We start from the raw sequence: 22,752 nt of genomic DNA, 5'->3' as shown, positions 1-22,752 counted from the left end.
TAGCGCGACTCTAGCGCGCGATAATGGGGGAAGAGCGCACTCCCTGCAGACCTTCGACTTCACGCCAATACGAGCGTTCAGATCCGCCTGCGGGAAGCTGCAGTAGGGCATGCGCATCGGTGACGTAGTGCGTCGACGGTGAGGAAGCCACCGCCACCACAGGCGCGGTGATATTTCCGGTGGGCAAGGTGGTAGCAGAAGAACCGTCTTGCTCGATACGCCACACGGGCGAGTTCGACGCCGAGGTACCCACGAGCAAAGAACCATCCGTCTGCCACTCCACGGACAAGGCCGAGCCAGTCAGCTCTGGGCCAACTTGGTGGATGTTGACGATGCGCCGCTCGCCCGAAGTCGCGCGGGCCACCACGCCGGTATAAATGCTGCCGTCGATGATCATGGCGATGCGGGCTCCCGTGAGGGACAGACGGATGACCGAGATTTCTCCCTCTACGTTCTCCAGTGCGGAGGTGTCAACCTCGGCAGTGCTCAGTTCGCCAGTCGCCGGCGAACGCGTCACACGGACTACATGTTTGCCATCGACGACGGTCCACGCCACCTGGCCGCCCACCTCGAAGGTGGGGCGGGCTAGGGTTTCGCCCTTGACCGAATCCTTGAGTTCGTGGCCGAGCTCGCCCATCGCCAGCTGCGATTCCTTCTCAGAACGCTTACGCACCGCGGCCACCATCCCCTCATCCGAGATATCGGCAGACTGGATGTCGTGGATCTGGCCGGCCATGCCCTGTACCTCGGTGCTACCTTCGCCCTTGACTTCCAGCAGCGAGCCGTCGTTGACGGCGTAGAGCTTGGGCACGGATTGGGCAGCTACCTCTGGGTTAAACTCGGCGAAATCATCGATGGTCATCTCCTCCATGTTGTCAACCAAGGGGCTGCCATCGATGGTGGCGCGCACCGAACTAGTGATCTCCGCATTGTTGAGAGTCCAGACCAACTGGGAGGCAAATTTGAGGCGCTCCTCCTGGCTCATTGCTGACATACCACTGAATTCATACACGCCATCGTTGATGCCTAAGAAAGTGGCATCCTTCGGGATCAGGGTGGACGTCGCCGGAGCAATATCGGAAGACGGGCCCTGTAGCAAGAGGGTGACCAGCTCTGAAGCGATCGAGTCCTTCCCTGAGTAGAGCCACCTGCGGTCCGCCACTAGTAGGCGCTGGGCTATACCGAAGAAGTACAGCGACTGCGGGCGGTAGCGGTTGCGCAGTTCCGTGCGCTCGATCACCGCGCCGGTGGGCAGGTCCGTAATGCGCCATTGCCCATTGAACTGGCGCAGTCGGACAGTCGCCTCAAGGCGTGAGTTATCCGGGACATAGGCCCCGCCATTCGCCAGACGGCCGATGATGTTGCCGCGCACCGAATACTCGAGGGCACCGTCTTCCATGTTTGAGGTCACAAGGTCGATGGAGTCCACGACGAGCACGGTATCCGTGGGATCCCAAGAATTAGCGATTTCGGAAGAAAGGAAGGTGCGGGCAGCAGCGTAGTTACCAGTGGGAATCGCCACGGCCGAATAAAAGTCACGGACTAAAAGGTCCGGTTCGCTATCGGTGCGGGGCTCCACGACGGCATCATCTGCCCGCTCATGCGGTTCAAAGGTGCCGATCACCTGGGGTTCGGTGTTATGTGGCAAGGTCGAGCACCCGACGAGGGTAGTAAGCGCAACGCAGCTGAGTACTGCGAGTGGGCGGCGGGCCGGAATCATCGCTGGGCCTCCTCGTCGAAATCGGGGACGATGTCTTGATTGAACGGTGCTTCCGCGCCACGCGCTTCGCGCTCCGAGGGCCACACTATCCCGTTATCTGGCTCTGCCTTTACTGCAAGGGCTCCTGGTTCAGTGCTCACCTCGAACGCAGACTGTTCCTCCGCTTCGACGGGCTTCGAAGCACCGGGGACCTCGAGGGCAATGGGCTCAGATTCCACCGCTTCCCCCGGAGTGCGTGGCAGGATCAGACGGAAGCGCGAGCCAACGCCGAAGTAGCCGATGGCATCCAGAGTGCCTCCATGGAGCACGGCATCCTCGCGAGCGATGGCTAAGCCCAAGCCGGTCCCGCCTGAGTGGCGCTTGCGCGAGGAATCCGCGCGCCAGAAGCGGTTGAACACCAGTTCCTCCTGGCCTTCTTTGAGTCCCACACCAGAATCGGTGACGGCGATGCCAACGGCATCCTCAGTCGCCCCGATATCCACGGTGACGGGGTTGCCTTCAGAGTGATCAATGGCGTTCGCGAGAAGGTTACGCAAGATGCGCTCGACGCGGCGCGAATCGCATTCCACAGCCACGGGTTCCTCTGGGGCATGAACGATTACCTCCACCCCCAACTCTGCGGCGAGGTGCTCCACCTGGCTCAGTGCGGAGTCCACGCAGGAGCGAATATCGATGGAGGCAGTGGACAAATCAGCAACGCCTGCATCGTGGCGAGAGATCTCCAACAGGTCCGCGAGCAAGTCTTCGAAACGATCCAGCTCCTTGATGAGCAGCTCCGCCGAACGTTTGGTGTAGGGATTGAACTCTTCTGCGTCTTCCGCGATGACATCCGCCGCCATGCGCACCGTCGTTAGTGGCGTGCGCAACTCGTGAGAGACATCGGACGTGAATTGCCGCTGGAGGTTGCCGTACTCCTCCAGCTGGGTAATCTGTTTTGACAGCTTGTCTGCCATGTCATTGAAAGAGGAAGCAAGGCGGCCCATCTCATCATCCGAGTTGACCACCATGCGCTCGCGCAGGTGGCCGGCGGCAAATCGTTGCGCAATGCGGGATGCGGAACGAATCGGAACGATCACCTGCTGGGTGGCCAGCCAGGCAATGCCGACGAGGAGGACCACAACCACCACTCCGGCGGCCGAGAGCAAACCCCGCATAAGCGCCATCGTGGATTCCTCGGATTCCATGGACAATACGAGGTAGACCTGGGTATTCGGGATATCACTTTCGATGGGCGTGCCCACCATCAACGCGTTATAAGTCGCCCCCGACTGCTGGTCCACCGTGGCGTATTGCTGGACAACCTGACCGCGGCCGACGAGCTCGCGCATGCCATCGGGAATGCGGTAGCCCTCCGGCGAGGTCGTGGCCGTGCCGTCTGAGTTTTCAACGACGATGACCGGCTCATACACAGCTTGGGCATCGGGTTGCTGCGCCGACATTTGGCCCAAGGCGGCGCGAGCAGAGTTGATGCGCACCTGCGTTGAATTTGCTGTGCCGGTGGCGTCGATCTGCTGTTCCACGGCCACGCGGGCGCGGTCGAGCTCCTGCAGTGCAGTGTCTTCCTTCTGGCTCACCAGCTGTTGTGTCAACACCGACACCAGCGCATAAGCCAGGATGATCATGACCACCGTGGAGGCGACCAGCATCATGCCCAAGACGCGTGTCTGCAGGGACGTGCGCCAGCGCTCGACGACGCCATCCCGGGCTCGCCTTAACCAACCAAAAATAGCGGTAGTCCTTTACTCGGCGACTTTTCCAGTCTTGTATCCCACACCGCGTACCGTGAGCACGATGTGCGGATCCTCTGGGTCATGCTCGATCTTTGCGCGCAGGCGCTGAACATGCACGTTGACCAGGCGAGTATCGGAAGCGTGGCGGTAGCCCCAGACAGATTCGAGCAACGCCTCGCGGGTGTGCACCTGTCCGGGCTTTCGAGCCATTTCCAGCAGGAGGTCGAATTCCAGCGGGGTCAGCGAAATCTCCTCGCCGCCCTTGCGGGTGACGGTGTGCTCGGGGACGTCGATAAGCAGGTCCCCTACCTCGATAATTTCGCCTGTACCTCCGTCAATCCGGCGCAGGCGCGCACGGATGCGGGCGATGAGCTCTTTCGGCTTGAAGGGCTTGGTGATGTAGTCATCCGCCCCTGATTCGAGGCCAAGGACCACATCGACGGTATCGGTCTTTGCGGTCAGCATCACGATGGGCACCGAGGACTCGGTACGGATGGCACGGCAGATATCAACGCCGTTCATGCCCGGAAGCATGAGATCCAACAGGATCAGATCCGGGTCGTGCTCGCGGAAGGCCGGGATGGCCTCATTACCATCGTTGACGGCAATAGGCTCCAGCCCTTCTGCCTCGAGCACGATGGTGAGCATTTCGGCAATTGCCGGGTCATCATCCACGACCAAGATTTTCGGTGCCACGTTATTGTTCTCCTACAAGCTCCTTGACAGCTTGGATAATCATATCGGCATCCGCTGTAGCGATCCACCGCCCTGCCCACTGTTGCTCTGCCAAGCGGCGGTAGGCAGCCGCCGTGCGTGACTGCAATGCGGCATCGCGCTCATAGCGGTCGCGATTGCGTCCTTCACCCTCGGCTGCACGGGCCACGGCACGCTGGCCGGCAAGGGCAACGTCGGTATCCAAAAAGATCTGCAGTTGCGGCACTGGTAGGCCGAAGCGCTCGAATTCGAGCTCATAAATCCAATCGACGATGAGCTCCCCTCCCACTCGCGCGGAGGAGTACGCGGCGTTGGAGGCCACATAACGGTCCAAAATGAGCAGAGTATCCGTGGATTCAGCGGCGGCGAGGAGCTGCTCCTTGGCGCCCCGCCGATCCAGCGCAAAGAGCGTGGCCATCCCGTAGACCGAATCGGTGAGGTCACCCATACGCCCGTAGAGTGCCTCCTGCGCGAGCTGAGCATGGATGGAGTCTTCGTAGCGTGGGAAGCTTAAGACTTCGACATCGCAGGCTAGTTCTTCCCGCAAGCGCTGGGTGATGGTGTTTTTACCCGCGCCGTCAATTCCTTCAATACTGATCAGCATGTTTGGTGTATCTGGTGCTCGAGCTGTGTCTAGGAAAGCTGCCTCTACGACAGAGCCTCAATGAAGGGCTCGAGATCATAGTCTTCCTCCACGCCTTCGATGAGCTCGAGGGCATTTTCGTTCAGGTTCTCGCTGCCGGATCCGGCGAGATCCCGGATGAAGGGGTAGTCCTCAACGACCTCCCCGGCGCTGAACGGAGCACCTGCCCAGATGGCGGCGATCGTGGCCGCTGCTAGGGCGTTGCGCTGTTCCTCCTCAGTCTGCGCCTCGCCTGAGACCGCGAGCGCGCAGGCATCATCGACCGCAGCAACGATCTCTTTATCCTCTAGATCAGCCAGTTCATCCAAGAAGTCGACGTTGGCCTCGTCAGCGAAGATGTCTTCATCCCATGAGCTCATTGTTTTCTCCTTAATGCTCTGGTGAATTAGGGGTCTGTGTTCTTTTATCCACGGTTGCCGGTGCGGATTCGCGGGCGGGGCACGCCGCGCAGCCGCTATCTAATCCAATTTCTACCATTCTTTAGGCGCACGTATGCAAGGCTTGGTCCTGCAGTCCCGTTTTATTACAGAGCTACCTATTTACCTTTCCTTCCTCTTTCACATTTCTCTCCTTCTACAGCGCTCCGAATACCGGCTTGCATAAGAAATGCACGGGGATTATTGCCCAGCCCATTTACTATCCTCAGTTTCGTGTTATCGTTGTTACCGTCTTGTGACATTTGAGCAGGCTTTTGCGCAGCATTTTAAGTAGGAAGGAGAGCGCCCCGCATGACGAGCACCCCTCGCCGCATTGTGGCTTTCGTCGTGGTAGGCCTCCTGTGTGCCGTCGCCGTTGGCATCGCAGTGTGGCGCATGAGCGCGCCGGATTCCGTGGTCTCCAAGCCCTCCGCCGCCACCGCTGCGTCGAGCGCTCCGGCCACGTCATCCTCGGCAACGCACTCCTACACCACCACGGCCTCCCCGAGCTCGACGCGCTCCAAGCAGTCCCAGACCCAGGTTGCCGCACCCGCGGAGGACCCGTACTTGGCACCGAATGCCGTAGTAAACCGCACGGAACCGGCTGCACCCACGGCTGTCTACCGCCCTGACAATGTCTCCTCGCTGCAGAACCAACAGCCACAGGTAACCCCGAACACTCAGTACCCGCAAGCGCCGCTCAGCACGGCGCCCACTGCGCCGCCATCCGAGGGTTCCGCTACGACTGCCCCTGAGTCGCCAGCACCGGGTTCTCCTCAGCCGAGCTCAGAGCCGACGCAGCCGCCGACCACACCGGAATCACCGACCGTCGTTCCGCAGGAGAGCCCAACGGAGGACCACCACGCTGGCCCGCAGTCCTCCGGGCAACCTCAGCCACAGCCTGAGGAACCCACTCCCCCGCGATCAGAACCTTCCGACTCCCCTGGAACCTTCAATCCGCGGCCAGCTGGGTTCACCCACGAAGCTCCCGCACCTTATGAGGAGCGGAAGGATCCCGCAGACCCCCGCGAAGCTGGCAAGAAGCCGTGGGAAGGAACCGCCCCACAAGGCGGCAATGGTGTGAAAGCGCTGGGGCGCGAAACCGAAACCCACCGAAGCAACGAGGCTCCCACCCCAGCTGCACCGACGGATGATGCCCCCGTTGCCGAGGAACCTTCTGCAGCAACCCCCTCCGCCACTGCTCCAGCTGAAAGCTCCCCCGAGCCAACTGCCAGACCGGCGTTCACAGAGTCTGCTTAAATTCCCCCATAGCTGCCCAGGCGCAAACAAAGCCTGGGCAGCTCTGCAGTTTTAAGGCTTGCCGCCCCGCCGCGGGCTTAGACGCGGGCGATGAATACCTCAGTGTCCTCGGCACCGGCAGCGCGGACGGTGGCTGCCGGGTCGCTAGCAGGGATCCACGCAGCGTGGCCCGCGCTTAAGCTGAGGCTCTCTCCCTCTGCGTTGCTCAACGCAGCTGCGCCGGAGGTACACAACAGAATCATCGGGCCATCGCTGTCGACGTCGACGCTCTCCTCGCCGGAAAGCTCCACACGGTCCAGCAGGAATTCCTCAATCGGTACCGGATAAGACCATGCCTTAGCACCCTTCACGTTTCCGGTTTCGGAGGCATCCACCAGGTCCACGCGCGGGTCTTCAGCCGCCTCGTAGGTAAGGACCTTGACCAGTTCAGGAACGTCAACGAACTTCGGGGTCAATCCGCCGCGCAGCACGTTATCGGAGTTGGCCATGATCTCCACGCCTAAGCCGGAGACATAGGCATGCAGCTGCCCGGCGTCGAGGTAAATCGCCTCTCCCGGCTGCAGGACAATGTGGTTGAGCAGAAGCGCTCCCAGAACGCCGATATCACCTGGGTACTGTTCATTGAGCTTGGCCACGGTACCCATTACGGTGGCCATCCACGGCTCACCAGCCTGGGCGCTGCGGAGCCGCTCACCAGCGGCCACTACCGCGCTGATCAGCTCCTTGCGCTTGGCGCCAGGAATAGTAATCCACGTGGTAAACAGCGCACGGAGGCTATCGCCTTCGGCGGCTGGATCCGCGTCGAGCATGCCTTCATAGTGCGCTAGTTCTTCGCATTCCAAAGCCGCGAAGAGGCTACGGGTCTGCGCGAGGGGGCGGAAGCCCGCCATGGCATAAAACTCGGTGAGCGCCACGATGAGCTCCGGCTTGTGGTTGTCATCCTTGTAGTTCCGGTTGGCTGCCGTGAGTTCGATTCCCGCCGCGTTCTCACGGGCAAAACCTTCCTCGGCCTGCATCTTCGAAGGATGCGCCTGCAGCGATAGCGGCTCAGCGGCCGCCAGAATCTTCAGCAGGAAGGGCAGGCCGGCGCCGTATTTATCCGCCACCCGCTGCCCCAGCTGTCCTTCGGGGTCGGCCGCGATGATCTCATCCAGCTTCTCCTCCCCAATCGTTGAAGGGTCAGCCGGATGCGCACCGAACCACAGCTCAGCTACCGGGCTGTGGGCTTCTGGTTCGCCGAGCAGCGTCGGGATAAGCGTGCGCGAACCCCACGAATAATTGCGGGCAGCGCTGGTGAGCAACTTCATTGAAATCCTCTATTTCACGTCGTAGGCGGTCGCGGCATAACTGCGCGTAATCAGCTGCAGCGCGCGGGCCAATTCCCCACAGGAGGTGTCGGCGCTCGCTGCTGCGAAAGAGTGGGGAAGGTTCGCCTCTTCCTGTCCCCATAAAACAACTTTCAAGGGTACCAAAGGCTCTTCCGTTTCAAACGGGTCATAGAAGATGTCAGTCGGGTCTGTCTGCAGAATCGGCCCTAAGCCTTCCGCATCAACAACGGTCCCTCCCAGCCCGTGGGCTGCCCACAGCGCGCCAGCCATGCGGGCAACAAGCGCGTCGAGGTGCACGCGCGTGCGCTCCTCCGACAGCGCATAAGGATCGGGCCCACAGCTGTGGATGACTCGCCCGCCCTCTACGAATTCACGCAACGCGCGCCCAGGGTTCGTCGTGGAGTCACGTTGCGGGGATAGTGCTTCCAGCTCACGGTCCACGGCATCGGCGATGTCCTCCACGCGGCGGGAAACGAGAACTGGGTCCTCACTCAGCACCGCGTACACGGCGTGCACAGCTGTAATCACGCGCACCGGGGAAATCCCTTCGGCGGTGGGCAAGGTGTCGATGACGATGGTGTCCTCGGGAGCATCCTCGATCTCATTGAGAAGGACTGTCGTGGCACCCCGGCGCGCAGCAGTATGCAGCGCACGCTCCGCCCACGGGCTATCCCCCGCCACCACCACGACATCGAGTGCACCAGTAAAGTGCGGCAGTGATTCGCTGACCATGATGGGGACTTCAGCGGGCTCGGCTAGGCCCACAGCAACATGCGCGGCGGCGCGCGAAATCTGATCCGCGGCCAAGATGACGAGGCTGCGCGGGCGCAGCCCACCCAGGAGCCGGGCCAGCTCCGGCACGGATGCAGCCACCACGCGCGCTTGGGCGCCTTCGTGGGCGATGTCAAAGAAGCCCACGGTTTCGGGGTCATAGGAAGTCATAGGCCCGAGCATAGCTAGGATTAGTGGCCATGAGCATTCATCCGGTAGTCCTTGTCGGCGGCGGCCCCGGCGCGTGGGATCTGATCACCGTGCGTGGCATGCGGGCGCTGCAGGATGCTGAGGTCATCGTGGCAGATCACCTCGGCCCTACCGCCCAGCTGGATAAGCTGTGCGATATTGACGCCAAGGAGCTTATCGACGTCTCCAAGATCCCCTACCGCGCCCAGGTGGCCCAGGAGCGCATCAACGAGATTTTGGTTGACAACGCCCGCCAGGGGCGCCGCGTGGTCCGCCTCAAAGGTGGGGACCCTTATGTGTTTGGGCGTGGTTTCGAAGAACTCACTGCGCTCACTGCGGCAGGCATCCCGGTGGAAGTCGTCCCCGGGGTGACTTCGGCGGTCGCGGTGCCCGCACTGGCGGGGACGCCGGTGACGCACCGCGGCGTCGTCCATGCCTTCACGGTGGTCTCCGGGCACCTGCCGCCAGGCCACCCCAAGTCCTTGGTGGATTGGGCAGCACTCGCGCGGTCTGGGGCCACGCTTTCGGTCATCATGGGTGTGAAGAACGCGGCGGCCATTGCCACCGCGCTGATCGACGCCTCCCTCTCCCCCCACACCCCCGTGCGCATCATTCAGGAAGGCTCCCTCGATGGCGAGCGGGCATTCCAGTGCGAGCTGGCTGAGTTAGGGACCACGATGGAGGAGAACTCAGTGGCTCCCCCAGCGGTCATCGTCATCGGTGAGGTTGCCGGGCTCTAGCCCCGAGTTCTAGTCAACTCCTTCTAATCAACTCTGACGCGCTCTTCCTCGGATTCCGCGGAGCTGCCTGCATGGGCGCCCTCGCGGCCAGTCGGCTCCGTCGTTTCGACGACACGGCTGCCAGTGCGCTGCTGCGAAGTGCTATCCCCCTCCTCGCCCTGTGCGGATCGAGCCCGGCGTTGGTTCGCCCATACCGTGAGAGCAACTCCGAGGACCAGCGCAGCGACCTGCAGAAGAAGGATCTGCTGATGCGCCAGCGCCCACCCTAGGGCCTTAGGAATGTTGAGCGTCACGATAGCCGTGCCCACGAAGCCGCCAAGGAGCGTGGGGTTGATGCGCGAGATGAGCCACGCTGCAATCGGTGCGGTGATGACTCCGCCGATAAGCAACGCTACAACCGCGGCAGCGTTAGCCACGATCTCTTCCCAGAGGCCAACGATGAAGCCTGCCGTGGCTCCAAAAGTAACGAGGAATTCTGCGGTGTTAACAGTGCCGACGATGCGCCGCGGCTGCTCGCGGCCGACCGCCATGAGCGTCGAGGTGGAAATCGGCCCCCAGCCACCGCCGCCCGAAGCATCGACAAAGCCTCCCACCACGCCAAGCCCCGCGAGGAAGGGAGTGGAGTGCTGTCGAGTCTCCTGCGATGTGCTGCTCCGTGGGCGCGAGAAGCGCCAGACGAGGTTGATGCCTAGGACTAAGAGAATCGCGGAGGTCACGGGTTCGGCGGCCTCGAGCGAGAGGTTAGACAGAATCGTCGCTCCGATGAAGGCCGACAGGCCTCCCGGCACACCGAGCTTGAGCACCGTGGGCCAATGCACATTGCCAAAACGCCAGTGGCTAATTCCGGAGACCAAGGTGGTGCCTAGCTCCGATGTGTGCACCACGGCGGAGGCCGTCGCAGGCCCCAATCCCGCCAGTAGCAGGATGGTGGTGGAGGTAACGCCGAAGCCCATGCCGATGCCGCCGTCGACAAGCTGCGCGGCGGCACCCGCAATCGCGATGAGGATGAGGCTACGCATGGGCCACCTCCGTATAACGGTGGGAAACAATGCCGGCGAGCGCCTCACCCAGCGGAGGGAGAACCTGCCGGGGCTCCCCGCCGCCGTGCTCCGCCTCCTCGTCGAGGCGATCTAAAAGCAGGCCGGGGCTCACAAAGAGTGGCACGACGACCTCCTGATTGCCATCTGGCTCAACGGGCTGGCGCTCACCGCGCGTGGCGTAGGCAACCTTCGCCGTGCAACCGGCCAGCTCGCCGACGCGTCGCGCTAGATCAGCGACAGCGGCGTTGGCACGCTCATCGGAGGAGCCGACAGAATAGAGGACAACGGTATCTGTTCCCTCGGGAACTCGCTCTGCCAGCAGACGCGCCATGTCCTCGCCGGTACCGAGTCCACGGGCTTGGTGAAGGCGCACTCCCGACGCCGCAGAAGCCTGGGCCAAAGCTTCAGGAACGTCGATGCGCTGGTGGTAGCCCTCGGTAAAGAGCAAAGGCACAACGACCGCCTCGCGTATTCCTTGCACTGCTAGGCAGCGCGCCGCCTCATCGAGTGGCGGGTCATTGAATTCTAAGTGTGCGGCGGTGGCCGGCACACCAGCAAGCTCACCAGCGGCATGGGTCAGCGCCATAACGTTTGCTGCAGCTTCGGGGTGGCGTGAGCCGTGTGACAGGGTTAGTAATGCAGTGGTAGCGGTCGGGGCGGTCATGGTGGGTTTCCTTAATCCTGAGTTTTCGCGGTGGAATGGCCGCGGCGAGCGAGAGAGCGCTGCAGCGCCTCCGCGGAGGAGACCGCCGGCGCGGGCGCTACGGGGGCATCGTCTTGGCCGTGGAAGCGTACGGAAAAGATGCGGAGGCATTCTTCGCACTTCCAGGCAAAATCATCTTCCTCATCTGGAAATAGGTTTGTTCCGGCGCAGTAGGGGCAAAAGGCTGGGTGGTTACGGTTCGGGTTAGGCTGACGACGAAAATTCACTGCAGGTCCTCCTCGTCCGCGCGCAGGACCCAGTGGCGGAACTGCTCGCCGTCTTCGCGCTGCTCCTTGTACTTGTTGACCAAGCGAATGACATAGTCCGGGACCTCATCCGCCACCACCTTGTGTCCGCGCAGCTTGCGGCCCCAGTCCGGGGAGAGGCCAAGGGCGCCGCCAAGGTGGACCTGGAAACCCTCGACGCGGTTGCCATCAGCATCGGTCACGATCTGCCCTTTAAGGCCGATATCTGATACCTGCGAGCGCGCGCAGGCATTGGGGCAACCGTTGAGGGCGATAGAAATCGGGACGTCGAGGTCACCGAGGGTATCTTCCAAGATGTCGACGAGCTCGATGGCGCGGGCCTTGGTGGTCACGTGCGCGAGCTTACAAAATTCCAGGCCGGTGCAGGAGATGACGCCGCGACGGAATTCCGAGGGCTGGGAGTACAGGCCCGTCTCATCCAGGGCGCGCGACAGCGCAGGGATGTCCTCTTCTTCCACGTCGAGGAAGAGCAGCTCCTTCATCGGCGTCGTGCGGATGCGGCTGATGCCGAACTTCTCGGCCACGTCCGCGATGGCGATGAGCTGCTCGCCGGTGGCATGCCCGACGGTGGGCTTGACGCCCACGTAAAACTTTCCGTCCTGCTGGCGGTGCACGCCGAGATGGTCACGGTTGCCGGGAGCGACGGGAAGCGGGAGGCCGTCGAGAAGCGGTGCGTCGAGGTATTCCTCTTCCAGTACCTTTCGGAATTTCTCAATGCCCCACTGCGCCACCAGGAACTTCAGGCGCGCACGGTTGCGGTTGCGGCGGAAGCCATAGTCGCGGAAGATGCGTGCGACTCCAGCCCACACCTCTGGGACGCGCTCGAGCGGGATCCACGCGCCGAGGGATTGCGAGAGCATCGGGTTGGTGGACAGACCTCCGCCCACGAAGCAATCGAAACCCGGGCCATACTCGGGATGCTCCGTACCAACGAAGGCGACATCCTGAATCTCGTGGGTCACGTCCTGACGCACATTGCCGGAGATGGCGGACTTGAACTTGCGCGGAAGGTTATGGAATTCATCGCGCAGGAGGTAGTCATTCTTGATCTCCTCGATGGCCGGGGTGGCGTCGATAATTTCGTCAGCAGCCACTCCCGCTACCGGTGAGCCCAGGATGACACGGGGGACGTCGCCGCAGCCCAGTAGAGTATCTAGCCCCACGGAGCGCAGCTTTTCCCAGATGGCGGGGACATCTTCAATCTGAATCCAATGCAGCTGGATGTTCTGGCGGTCCGTAAAGTCCGCGGTAGAGCGCGCATAATCGCGCGAAATCTCTCCCACCGCGCGCAGCTTAGCGGGATCCGCGTGGCCGCCATCGAAGCGCACGCGCATCATGAAGTACTCATCCTGTAGCTCGGTGTTGCTGAGCTTGGAGGTCATCTCACCGCCTAAGTTCTGGTTGCGCTGGGTATACAGGCCCAACCACTTGAAACGTGGGGCGAGGTCCTCTGCGGGAATCGAGGAAAATCCTTGCTTGGAGTAGATATCGATAACGCGCTGGCGCACTGCTAGGGCATCATCGGCCTGCTTAATCTCCTCGTCGGAGTTCAGCGGCGCGGTGCCATCAATCTTCCACTGGCCTTCTGGCTTCTTTGCGCGGGGTGGTCGCTTCGTCGCGGTGGTCATAATCTGCTGCCTTTCGTCGGTTAGTGAAAACCTACCGGTCTAGCTAAAACAGACAAAGCAGTCTTTTTTATTTTCTCCCGAATATGCAAAGCACGCTGGGTTTATGCCACAATGTTCTCCGAATGTAATTAGGCCCAGTTGCCCTACAGCAGACAAGCCGGTTCAATGAAACCCACGCTTGTTTAGACCTAAGCTTTCGTTAGTTACTACAACATTCCGAAAGGCCATCATGACCCAGCAGCCCCTGAAAGTAGCCGTCATCGGCGCCGGCCCAGCCGGCATCTACGCCTCCGACATCCTGGTGAAGAAAACCGGCGGCAACGTTCAGATCGATCTCATCGAGCAGATGCCCGCCCCCTTCGGGCTCATCCGCTACGGCGTGGCTCCGGACCACCCGCGCATTAAAGGCATCGTCAACTCTTTGCACCGTGTGCTCGACACCGAGCAGATTCGCCTTCTCTCCAACATCAACGTGGGCCGCGATGTCACCGTCTCCGAGCTCGAGGAGTACTACGACGCCATCGTCTTCGCCACCGGCGCCGTCGGCGACCTAGGCATGCAGATCCCCGGCTCTGACCTCGAAGGCATTCATGGCGCCGGCGAATTCGTTGGCTTCTACGACGGCAACCCTCGTTTCGAGCGCTCCTGGGATCTTTCCGCTACCGACGTCGCGGTGATCGGCGTGGGCAACGTGGGCCTGGACGTGGCCCGCATCCTGGCCAAGACCGGCGATGAGCTCAAGGAATCCACCGAGATTCCCGACAACGTCTATGAGTCCCTGGCCAAGAACCAGGCCACCACCGTGCGCGTCTTCGGCCGCCGCGGTCCGGCGCAGGCGAAATTCACCCCGCTGGAGCTCAAGGAGCTCGACCACTCCCCGACCATCAACGTGGTGGTGGACCCGGAGGATATCGACTACGACGAGGCCTCCCTCAAGGCCCGCGAAGAGGCCAAGTCCTGCGACCTGGTGTGCCAAACTCTGGAAGGCTACGCCATCCGCGAGCCCAAGGATGCCCCGCACACCCTGCAGATTCACCTCTTTGAGCAGCCGGTGGAGTTCATCGGTGAAAACGGCAAGGTTACTGCCGTGAAGACCGAGCGCACCGCACTCAACGGCGATGGCTCCGTCTCCGGCACCGGCAAGTTCACCGAGTGGCCGGCCCAGGCCGTCTACCTGGCCGTGGGCTACCGCTCCGATGCCATCGAGGGTGTCCCCTTCAACAAGCAGAAGAACGTCATCAATAACGACGGCGGCCACGTCGTTGACCTCGACGGTGAGGTCGTGCCGGGCCTCTACACCACCGGCTGGATCAAGCGCGGTCCGGTGGGCCTTATCGGCAACACCAAGTCCGATGCCACGGAGACCATCGGCATGCTGCTTGCCGACGCCGAAGCAGGCAACCTCTCCCACTCCCGCGAGGAGGACATCGTCGAGCTCTTCGAGTCCAAGGGCCTGGAGCACCTGACCTGGGAGGGCTGGAAGAAGCTCGACGCCGCCGAGCGCGCACTGGGTGAGGCCGAGGGCCGCGAGCGCAAGAAGTTTGTCGAGTGGGAAGAGATGGTCAACCACTCGCGCGACTAAGCCGGCTCGTCCCAATTAAAACTGCCCTATCTGACGAAGTTATCGCTCCCGCCGCAATGAACGCGGGGAAAATCGTCAGATAGGGCAGTTTTCGTCTCAAGGCTCGAGGCCTTCGTGTGAAGGCACGTGCCTTCACACGCTAGGCGCGGATGATGCCGAGGACCTCGTCGACGATGGCCTGCACCTCGTCTTCAGTCTTAGCCTCAACGTTGAGGCGCAGCAGCGGCTCGGTGTTGGAGGCGCGGACGTTGAACCAGGCCTCGGTGCCCTTCAACTGTACGGTCACGCCATCGAGCTCGTCGACGGACTCAATCTTGTCCGCCAGCTCATCCAGCACGCGCTGGGTCGTTGCCTTCTGATCCTCCACGGTGGAGTTAATCTCTCCCGAGGCTTCGTAGCGCGAATACTGGGCCATCAGCTCGCTCAGCGGCTTGTCCTGCTCACCCAGGGCTGCCAGCACGTGCATGGCCGCGAGCATGCCGGAGTCCGCATTCCAGAATTCCTGGAAGTAGTAGTGAGCGGAGTGCTCACCACCAAAGACCGCCTTCTCCTTGGCCATCTGGGCCTTAATGAAGGAGTGGCCCACGCGGGTGCGCACGGCCTTGCCGCCCTTCTCCGCGATGAGCTCCGGAACCGTCTTCGACGTAATCAGGTTGTGGATGACCGTGGAGCCTGGGAACTTGTCCAAGTAGCGCTCCGCCACCAGTGCACAAATAGCAGACGGCGGCACCGGCTGGCCCTTCTCATCCACCACGAAGCAGCGATCCGCATCGCCATCAAAAGCCAGGCCGATATCCGCCTTCTGCTCAACGGTGAACTTCTGCAGGTCCACCAGGTTCTTCGGATCTAGCGGGTTCGCCTCGTGGTTGGGGAAGGTGCCGTCCAGCTCGAAGTAGAGGTCACGCACGTCGAAAGGCAGCCCCTCAAAGACCGCCGGGACGGTGTGTCCACCCATGCCGTTCGCGGCGTCGACAGCCACGACCAGTGGGCGGGAGTTCTCCAGCGGCACCAAGCCGCGAAGGAATGCCGCGTAGTCCGGCAGAACCTCACGCTCAGTGACGGTGCCCGGCTCGCCGTCGAAGGCCGGGATGCCGTCGATCAGCATGTCCTTGATCTGCTCCAGACCTGTCTCCTGGCCCACCGGAACAGCACCCGCGCGGCACAGCTTGATGCCGTTGTACTTCGCCGGGTTGTGGGAGGCGGTAAACATAGCGCCCGCGCAGTTCAGGTGGCCGGCGGCAAAGTACAGCTCATCGGTAGACGTCAGACCGAGATGGATAACATCGAGGCCCTGCGCAGCAGCGCCCTCCGCGAAAGCAGCGGCCAGCTGCGGGGAGGAAGGACGCATGTCATGGCCCACCGCCACGGTGCTCTCCCCTTCCCCACGGAGAATCGCGGCAAAGGCCGCACCAGTATCACGCACGAGGTTCTCATCGATGTCCTCGCCCACGACACCACGGACGTCATAGGCCTTGATCACTGCATTGAGCTGTTCACGAGTTCGCATAGCCCACAAGCATACCCCCGTCGGACGCGGTGATCTGCGTCCGACGGGCTAGAAAGCGCCCGAATGGCTACTCTGCGTCCGGCACCACAGTCAGGTGAGCGCGGCGGCGCTGGCGGGCATCGTGCACTCGGCGGGTGCGGAACACAGGGTGGTTGGAGTTACGCGGATCGGCGCCGTCGAAGGTGGCGGAATAGTCAATGGGATCGGCACCGGAACCAGCAGTGGAATCATCCACCAAGCCCGTGGTCACGCGCCCGGCCTCGCGGACAGCTTCCGCGAGCGCGGTGAGGTCATCATCCTCATCGAGTTCGATGCGGTCAACGCGCACCATCTCCCAACCTTGCGGGGCGGTGATGCGGGCGCTGTGCTTTTCGCACAGGTCCCAGGCGTGGGGATCGGTTTCTTCAGACAGTGGGCCCACGACGGCGGTTTGCTGCGCGTAGGCATAGGTCAACGTCGCCACGGCGGGACGGCCGCAGCCGGGGCGGGAGCAATGGCGAGAGCTATTCACGGGCCCAAGTCTAAACCCTAACTTGAGATTTAGATAGTCCAGCGCGGCGCGTCTCGCCGCAAGCCCTGTTCCGGGCGGCTTAAACTAAGCCGCATGAGCACGCCCCGCCCGCATATTCGCCCGGCCCGCCACCGCCATGGCCGCGGTGCACGCGGACCCCTGCTCCCCCACAACACACCGCGCTATCGCAGCAGCGCTGAGCGCTTCGACATGGCCGTGCTGGAGGCCTACGCACCCATCCACAATGCTTTCGCGGAACAGCTCACCGGGCTCGATCTCGCGGTCGATACCGTGCCCCGAATGCGCCTATCCGTGGATATGACCGTGATGCCGGATGAAATCATCGCCGATGGCCCGGTTCCGCTCGGACGCATTGTCCCCGCAGGGGTCGATTCCGATGGGCAGCCCACACGCGCACGGTTGGTCATCTTCCGCATGCCCGTGGAGGAGCGTGTGCATTCTGCCCAGGAGCGCGAAGAACTACTGTCCACAGTGCTCACCGCGCTGGTGGCACATTATCTCAATGTCGATCCAGGAGATATTGATCCGCGCTTTACCTGGTAAAACCACTATTCCCCCTTACTGTTGAACTCTAAGCCCAACAACAAAGGGGAAGTAAGGTTGTTCGCTCGCGGTTGCGCTACGCTCTAACCAATTTCACGCTTGAGGCGGCGACGCTCACGGTCTGACAGTCCACCCCAGATTCCGAAGCGCTCATCATGCTCCAGGGCATACTCGAGGCATTCATCACGCACCGCACAGGCCTGGCAGATGCGCTTAGCCTCGCGGGTAGATCCTCCCTTTTCGGGAAAGAATGCTTCCGGGTCCGTTTGGGCGCACAGCGCCTGGTCTTGCCACTCCTGCTCGACGGCACCAAAGAGTTCATCGAGCGACATCTCTGCAGCAGCACCGCCACGGAGAATAGCGCCGTTATTCGTTGTATTGTCCACGCTGCTTCCTTTCTCCGAGGTCGTTTTTCTCTTAATTCGGTGGCACCGACCCTACACCGAAAAGATTTCTCGGTGCCGCGCCCGCCGTGCCGTTGATTACACTGATGTCATTTCACACCGAATCACTAAATATCGTCAACCTGTCGCGGAAGATTTTTGCGCAGCTCCAGCGAAAATGCTGTACAGAGTCCCCAACTTTCACATCAGTCACAGATCTCTTAGTCGGGGGGTAATCGTCGGGGGTACTACATGTAGTACCCTTCCCCTATCCTGTGAACAATTCCAAGGTTTCTTCGGCGTGTCGCCACCCAGTCCGGCAAAACACATGGATCTCATTCGCACCACGAAAACCACGAGTCACGGCCACGTGTATCGCTTAGCCTTCGGCGCCGTTACTCATACACAAGAAAAGGAAAGCGCCGAGAGACACCCCCTGCTCTCCGCGCTTTCCTATCGCTTTATTCCACTGCGCGGCAGCACCTAGGCGTCGGAGCTAAAACGCACGCCCGCGTCCGGAATGCTCACGCCCGGGAAGACGCGCATGCCCCCCTGCAGCTCACAGCGCGCACCAATGATTGCACCCTCACCAATGACACAGTTATCGATGTGCGCGTTCGCACCAATGTGAGCACCCGAGGCGATGATGGAGTTGTTGATGATGGCACCCGGCTCAATGGTCACGCCATCAAAGACCACCGTGCCATCCAAACGCGAACCCGCCCCAATGACGGAACCGCGGCCCACCGCCGTACCGGACAGAAGGAGCACGCCACCGGCAATGCCCGCGGACTCATCCACCACGGACTCACCCGTGCGGCCGACCAACAACGGCGAATGCGCAATACCGCGCACCAGATCGGAGGAACCGCGGACGAAATCATCCGGACGGCCCATATCGCGCCAGTAGGAGTTGTCCACGTGTCCGACCACAAGGCGGCCCGACTCCAGCAGCTGCGGGAAGGTCTCGCGCTCTACAGAAACCACGCGGTCAGCCGGGATGGTCTCAATGACATCCTTCTTGAACACGTAGCAGCCAGCATTAATTTGGTTCGTCGGCGGATCCTCCGTCTTCTCCAAAAAGGCCGTCACCCGGCCCTCTGAATCCGTCGGAACGCAACCAAAGGCGCGAGGATCAGCAACGTTGAGCAGGTGCATCGTCACGTCCGCATCCTTGGAGTGATGCGAATTGAGAATGCCGTTTAGATCCATTCCGGACAAAACGTCACCGTTGAACACCATGACCGTATCTTGGCGCAGCTTGTCATAGACATTGCGGATACCGCCACCAGTGCCCAGAGCGGTCTCCTCCACCACGTACTCAATCTCCAGGCCCAGCTCGGAGCCGTCCCCGAAGTACTCCTCAAAAACCTCCGCCTTATAGGAGGTGGAGAGCACCACGTGCTCAATCCCCGCGTCCTTGATACGCGCAAGCAGGTGCTGCAGGAATGGGTAGTTGGCCGTGGGCAACATCGGCTTCGGCGTGCCAATCGTCAGCGGGCGCAGACGAGTGCCGCGACCTCCCACCAGAATGACGGCATCGGCCGTCGATCCCCACTGGGGCGCTGATTCAGTCATATCGTTCCTTAATCTCTTTTCAGATAAGCCACCGTTAGTGTATAAGCGCCCCAGCCCTAGGAGCCGTCGCGGCACGCGCTTAAAACCAGCCCGCGCACCCGCAATCCCAGCCACAAAGCCGCGCGCAGTGGCGCTTGGTACCAGTGCGGGTGCCTATCCGCTTGGAAGCGATAGGCAGAATCATGGTGGGCACGCAGCATCGCGCCGCGATGGGCCTGCGTCGAATGGCCCTTGGCGTGGGTAATCACCGCCGTGGGACAAAAGATATTCCGCCAGCCGGCGCGAGTGAAGCGGTCGCCTAAGTCCACGTCCTCCAAATACATGAAGTAACGCTCATCAAAGCCACCGATCTGCTCAAAAGCCTCCCATCGCACCAGCAGGCAGGAACCGGATAGCCAGCCGGCGGGGCGCTCGCTGTCCATGTCGGCATCATCGCGGTAGGCACGCGACCACGGATTGGAAGGCCAGATCGTGCCAAAGAGCGCATGTCCCACACCCGTCAACAACGTCGGCACCGCGCGTGCAGAGGGATAGTTGCTGCCATCCGGCTCCACGATGCGCGGCCCCACCGCCGCGGCATCTGGGTGGCGGCGCGCGCACGCGATCAGCTCATCCAGAGAACCTTCGATAAACGTCACATCCGGGTTAGCAATGAGAAAGAACTCTTCATCGACGCCTTTCGCTCGAGCGAAACGCGCGCCGGCATTCATTCCGGCGCCATAGCCAAGGTTTCCCCCAGTATCGAGGAATTCCACGTCCGCGTGCTCCCGCGCGGCAGCTTCCGGCACCCCGTCGGTCGAGCCGTTATCGGCGAGGATGGTGAGGGTAGGCTGGGACGTCGCCAAGCGCAGCGATGACAAGAAGTCGCTAAGGTAACGGCCAGGAGAAAAGGTCACGGTGACCACGGCCAGGGGTTTCTGTATATTCTTCACGATGAATTTGAGCGTACCCAACGCCAGCGCGCGCACGCGCCCGCGACACTGCTTCACGTTTTTGCAGCGAGCTCACCTAAACTAGTCCCGTGACTTCCCCGAACTCCCCGCGCGCCGCCCGCCATATCCAGGCCGCGCCCTCGCAGTCCGCGCCCACCGCCCAACGAGGATCGACGCCGGTGAAAGCCATCGTCGCTTTCTTGTCCGCCGTCGTCCTCGTGGTCTCCGGCGTGGGCTACTTCACCGTGGGAAAGCTGGGAAATGATATTTCCTCCGCATCCAACCTGGCGCTGGGCAACCAGGGTGGTTTCAAGGACAGCAGTCTCGATGGCGCGGTCGATATCTTGCTCGTGGGCAAGGACTCGCGCACCGATGCCAAGGGGAATCCGCTTTCCGAACAGGAGCTGGCAGATCTGCATGCCGGCGTGGACGAAGGAGAGGAAAACACGGACACCATCATGGTGATCCGTATTCCCAACGATGGCTCGCGCGCCACGGCAGTATCCATTCCGCGCGATACCTATGTCCACGACGAAGACTTCGGTAACACGAAGATCAACGCCGTCTTTGCGCAACACAAGCTAGCCAAGATGGAGGAGCTGCAGCAGGACAACGCGGAGGCTGAGGCAGCGGGCGAGAAGGCACCTCACACGGACAAGGAGATCGAGAAGGAAAGCACGGAAGCCGGCCGTTCTGGTCTCATTTCGATGGTGCACCAACTCACTGATGTCAGCGTTGATCACTACGCTGAGGTGGGTTTGCTGGGCTTCGTGCTGCTTACCGACGCCGTCGGGGGCGTCGACGTCTGCCTCAACGACGCCGTCGATGATCCGATGTCGGGCGCCAAGTTCCCGGCCGGGCGCCAGACCTTGCAGGGCTCCGAGGGCCTCTCCTTCGTGCGCCAGCGCTATGATCTTCCGCGCGGTGACCTTGACCGCATCGTTCGCCAGCAGGCCTACATGGCATCGCTGACCTCGAAGGTACTGGACTCGGGAACGTTGACCTCCCCGGGCAAACTCAACAAGATCGCCGATGCCGTGGAGCGCTCCGTGGTCATCGATGACGGTTGGGACATCATGGGCTTCGTTACCCAGCTGGCTGGGCTGGCCGGCGGCAACGTGACCTTTACGACGATCCCGGTGACCTCCATTACCGGCGTGGGTGATTATGGCGAATCGGTGGTGACCATCGATACCGCGGAGGTACATCGCTTCATGGAGGATCTGGCCAAGTCCCAGGAAAAGGCCGAAGAAGACGAAAAGTCTGAGGATGCCGCCACGGACGAGGGCAACGACAATGGCGAAAAGCCCGTGGCTGAGGACCTCAATCTGCACGTCCTCAACGCCGGCAACGTCGACGGAATGGCCGGCGGAATCGGCGCATGGCTGAAGAACGTGGGCTACACCGTGGAGCGCACGGCCAATGCGCAGTCGGGCCTGTATACCGAGTCCCAGATTGTGGCTGCGGATGCTAACGATGAGCGCGCCCTGGCCCTAGCCGAGCAGCTCGGCGGACTGCCGGTCACGGCCAACGAGGAGCTCGAGCCGGATACCTTCATCGTGGTGGCCACTGATGATTACGCCGGCCCGAAGGATGATTCCGCACAGGAAGAAGAGGCTGCTGCGGAGCCTGACCAAGGCGGTGAAACCCAGCAGGTAGGTACCCCGGGCGATGACTTCGGTACCGCGGAGGTTTCGCCTGAGATCGACGCCGGCGGCGACGGCCCGCGCTGCGTCAACTAAACGTGCCGCGAGTGAAGCTCGCCGCGCGCCCAAAGGCCTAGTCACCGGCCGTTCGTGGCGGGCTGAGCGCCTGCCACCTACGATGGGCGGACATGGAACTCCTACAGCATCTCCTGTCCGCCGATGCCTCTGCTCCCCGGCTCAGTGTTTATAACGAAACTGACGGCACCCGCATGGACTTCTCGGCGCAAACGCTGGAGAACTGGACCTCCAAGATCGCCAACATGCTGCTGGAGGAGCTCGACCTCGAACCGGACACGGACTCCCGTATCCTCATTGACCTTCCGGTGTCCTGGCAGGCTGCCGTCATTGCGCTTGGGGCGCTAGCCGCCGGCATCCCCTTCGACGTAACAGACGGTGCGGCCGCTACCGAGCCGCACGCCGACGATATCGCCGTGGTTTTCACCTCTCCGGAGGCCTACCTCAAGGCTGCGGCGGACGCGGGCGCCGGCTCTGCATCAGCACCGCTGGTCGATACGGTGCTAGTCACCCAGGATCCTTTTGGCCGCGGCGTTGTCGAAAGCGGCGGCGAGCTGCCATTGGGCACCATCGACTTCGGCCCCACCGTACGCTTTTATGGCGATCACTTCTATGGCACCACTACCCCGCTACCGGAGCTTTTCCCCACGAATTTAGGCGCTGAGCGCGTACTTTCCCAAGGCTGGACGGACAGCCCCTCCTTCGAGCGGGCCGTCCTTGAACCACTGGCTGCGGGCGGCTCCGCCGTCATTGTGGCGGGCTTGTGCTCAGCCGACCGTTTGCAGGAAATCGCAGACAACGAGAAGGTCACCGTCCGCTCCTAAAG

Annotated in this window: 22 protein-coding genes; 6 read left to right on the top strand and 16 right to left on the bottom strand. The window is 61.8% G+C overall.

What is annotated here, in order from left to right; translation table 11 throughout:
* Positions 1–10 precede the first annotated feature (10 nt).
* The 5 genes from lpqB to HMPREF2978_RS02095 all read right to left on the bottom strand — a co-directional run bounded on the left by lpqB (position 11) and on the right by HMPREF2978_RS02095 (position 5,166).
* The gene (lpqB, locus tag HMPREF2978_RS02115) at positions 11–1,720 is read right to left on the bottom strand and encodes an MtrAB system accessory lipoprotein LpqB (protein ID WP_070743876.1); all 1,710 of its coding nucleotides are present in this window, start codon (positions 1,718–1,720) and stop codon (positions 11–13) included.
* A complete protein-coding gene (mtrB, locus tag HMPREF2978_RS02110; protein WP_070526242.1) occupies positions 1,717–3,369 on the bottom strand; it encodes an MtrAB system histidine kinase MtrB in 1,653 nt (550 codons plus the stop codon). The genes lpqB and mtrB overlap by 4 nt, the downstream gene beginning before the upstream one ends.
* A 90-nt stretch (positions 3,370–3,459) precedes the next feature.
* Positions 3,460–4,146, bottom strand: a complete 687-nt coding sequence (mtrA, locus tag HMPREF2978_RS02105; RefSeq protein ID WP_010189192.1) for an MtrAB system response regulator MtrA — start codon at positions 4,144–4,146, stop codon at positions 3,460–3,462.
* 1 nt (position 4,147) lies between these two features.
* Positions 4,148–4,768, bottom strand: coding sequence for a dTMP kinase (locus HMPREF2978_RS02100; protein WP_070743874.1), 621 nt, complete (start codon positions 4,766–4,768; stop codon positions 4,148–4,150).
* Between the two features lie 44 nt (positions 4,769–4,812).
* Positions 4,813–5,166, bottom strand: coding sequence for a DUF4259 domain-containing protein (locus HMPREF2978_RS02095; protein WP_070743872.1), 354 nt, complete (start codon positions 5,164–5,166; stop codon positions 4,813–4,815).
* Positions 5,167–5,535: 369 nt separating this feature from the next.
* Here HMPREF2978_RS02095 and HMPREF2978_RS02090 point away from each other — a divergent pair, with 369 nt between their 5' ends.
* Positions 5,536–6,483, top strand: coding sequence for a DNA-directed RNA polymerase II (locus tag HMPREF2978_RS02090; RefSeq protein ID WP_070526252.1), 948 nt, complete (start codon positions 5,536–5,538; stop codon positions 6,481–6,483).
* 77 nt (positions 6,484–6,560) lie between these two features.
* Here HMPREF2978_RS02090 and manA read toward each other — a convergent pair whose 3' ends face one another.
* Together manA and HMPREF2978_RS02080 are read right to left on the bottom strand one after the other, a co-directional pair.
* Entirely contained in the window at positions 6,561–7,790 is a 1,230-nt protein-coding gene (gene manA, locus HMPREF2978_RS02085) for a mannose-6-phosphate isomerase, class I (protein WP_070526254.1), read from the bottom strand.
* A gap of 9 nt (positions 7,791–7,799) precedes the next feature.
* The gene (locus HMPREF2978_RS02080; protein WP_246818714.1) at positions 7,800–8,753 is read right to left on the bottom strand and encodes an exopolyphosphatase; all 954 of its coding nucleotides are present in this window, start codon (positions 8,751–8,753) and stop codon (positions 7,800–7,802) included.
* Positions 8,754–8,782: 29 nt separating this feature from the next.
* On the opposite strand from HMPREF2978_RS02080, the gene cobA reads away from it, so the two are divergent.
* Complete coding sequence (gene cobA, locus HMPREF2978_RS02075; RefSeq protein ID WP_070526259.1) at positions 8,783–9,511, top strand: uroporphyrinogen-III C-methyltransferase; 729 nt, start codon at positions 8,783–8,785, stop codon at positions 9,509–9,511.
* Between the two features lie 23 nt (positions 9,512–9,534).
* Here the strand turns inward: cobA and HMPREF2978_RS02070 are convergent, their stop codons facing one another.
* From HMPREF2978_RS02070 to HMPREF2978_RS02055, 4 genes are read right to left on the bottom strand one after another with little or no spacing between them, the layout of a single operon-like run.
* On the bottom strand, positions 9,535–10,530 hold the full coding sequence (locus HMPREF2978_RS02070) for a sulfite exporter TauE/SafE family protein (protein ID WP_070517835.1): 996 nt from the start codon (positions 10,528–10,530) through the stop codon (positions 9,535–9,537).
* Positions 10,523–11,215, bottom strand: coding sequence for a sirohydrochlorin chelatase (locus HMPREF2978_RS02065; protein ID WP_070517834.1), 693 nt, complete (start codon positions 11,213–11,215; stop codon positions 10,523–10,525). Before HMPREF2978_RS02065 ends, HMPREF2978_RS02070 begins: the two co-directional genes overlap by 8 nt.
* 11 nt (positions 11,216–11,226) lie before the next feature.
* The gene (locus HMPREF2978_RS02060) at positions 11,227–11,481 is read right to left on the bottom strand and encodes a hypothetical protein (RefSeq protein ID WP_010189207.1); all 255 of its coding nucleotides are present in this window, start codon (positions 11,479–11,481) and stop codon (positions 11,227–11,229) included.
* On the bottom strand, positions 11,478–13,148 hold the full coding sequence (locus HMPREF2978_RS02055) for a nitrite/sulfite reductase (RefSeq protein ID WP_070517833.1): 1,671 nt from the start codon (positions 13,146–13,148) through the stop codon (positions 11,478–11,480). The genes HMPREF2978_RS02060 and HMPREF2978_RS02055 overlap by 4 nt, the downstream gene beginning before the upstream one ends.
* Positions 13,149–13,377: 229 nt before the next feature.
* Between HMPREF2978_RS02055 and HMPREF2978_RS02050 the strand changes: the two genes are divergently transcribed.
* Positions 13,378–14,730: an FAD-dependent oxidoreductase gene (locus HMPREF2978_RS02050; RefSeq protein ID WP_070743870.1), complete on the top strand. Its 1,353-nt coding sequence runs from the start codon at positions 13,378–13,380 to the stop codon at positions 14,728–14,730.
* A 139-nt stretch (positions 14,731–14,869) separates the two neighbouring features.
* Here the strand turns inward: HMPREF2978_RS02050 and HMPREF2978_RS02045 are convergent, their stop codons facing one another.
* Both HMPREF2978_RS02045 and HMPREF2978_RS02040 read right to left on the bottom strand, forming a co-directional pair.
* Positions 14,870–16,237, bottom strand: coding sequence for a phosphomannomutase/phosphoglucomutase (locus HMPREF2978_RS02045; protein ID WP_070644141.1), 1,368 nt, complete (start codon positions 16,235–16,237; stop codon positions 14,870–14,872).
* 67 nt (positions 16,238–16,304) lie between these two features.
* Positions 16,305–16,748 (bottom strand): DUF3499 domain-containing protein, encoded by a 444-nt coding sequence (locus HMPREF2978_RS02040; RefSeq protein ID WP_012714896.1) that lies wholly within the window; start codon positions 16,746–16,748, stop codon positions 16,305–16,307.
* Positions 16,749–16,841: 93 nt separating this feature from the next.
* Here HMPREF2978_RS02040 and HMPREF2978_RS02035 point away from each other — a divergent pair, with 93 nt between their 5' ends.
* The gene (locus tag HMPREF2978_RS02035; protein ID WP_070644146.1) at positions 16,842–17,312 is read left to right on the top strand and encodes a metallopeptidase family protein; all 471 of its coding nucleotides are present in this window, start codon (positions 16,842–16,844) and stop codon (positions 17,310–17,312) included.
* Positions 17,313–17,395: 83 nt separating this feature from the next.
* On the opposite strand, the gene HMPREF2978_RS02030 is transcribed toward HMPREF2978_RS02035, so the two are convergent.
* The 3 genes from HMPREF2978_RS02030 to HMPREF2978_RS02020 all read right to left on the bottom strand — a co-directional run bounded on the left by HMPREF2978_RS02030 (position 17,396) and on the right by HMPREF2978_RS02020 (position 20,241).
* Positions 17,396–17,644 carry a WhiB family transcriptional regulator gene (locus HMPREF2978_RS02030; RefSeq protein WP_005528147.1) on the bottom strand — a complete coding sequence of 83 codons (249 nt, stop codon included), beginning with the start codon at positions 17,642–17,644 and terminating at the stop codon, positions 17,396–17,398.
* A 534-nt stretch (positions 17,645–18,178) separates the two neighbouring features.
* Positions 18,179–19,273: a mannose-1-phosphate guanylyltransferase gene (locus HMPREF2978_RS02025; protein ID WP_070743868.1), complete on the bottom strand. Its 1,095-nt coding sequence runs from the start codon at positions 19,271–19,273 to the stop codon at positions 18,179–18,181.
* A 56-nt stretch (positions 19,274–19,329) separates the two neighbouring features.
* A complete protein-coding gene (locus tag HMPREF2978_RS02020; RefSeq protein WP_210398330.1) occupies positions 19,330–20,241 on the bottom strand; it encodes a glycosyltransferase family 2 protein in 912 nt (303 codons plus the stop codon).
* Between the two features lie 53 nt (positions 20,242–20,294).
* Here HMPREF2978_RS02020 and HMPREF2978_RS02015 point away from each other — a divergent pair, with 53 nt between their 5' ends.
* Positions 20,295–21,947: an LCP family protein gene (locus tag HMPREF2978_RS02015; protein ID WP_210398327.1), complete on the top strand. Its 1,653-nt coding sequence runs from the start codon at positions 20,295–20,297 to the stop codon at positions 21,945–21,947.
* A 92-nt stretch (positions 21,948–22,039) separates the two neighbouring features.
* A complete protein-coding gene (locus HMPREF2978_RS02010; RefSeq protein ID WP_070743864.1) occupies positions 22,040–22,750 on the top strand; it encodes a TIGR03089 family protein in 711 nt (236 codons plus the stop codon).
* Positions 22,751–22,752 lie beyond the last annotated feature (2 nt).

The organism is Corynebacterium sp. HMSC074C01 (genome assembly GCF_001814605.1).
Classification (GTDB): Bacteria; Actinomycetota; Actinomycetes; order Mycobacteriales; family Mycobacteriaceae; genus Corynebacterium.
The sequence above is the reverse complement of the archived record's forward strand: the minus strand, read 5'-3'. Positions and strand labels throughout refer to the sequence as shown.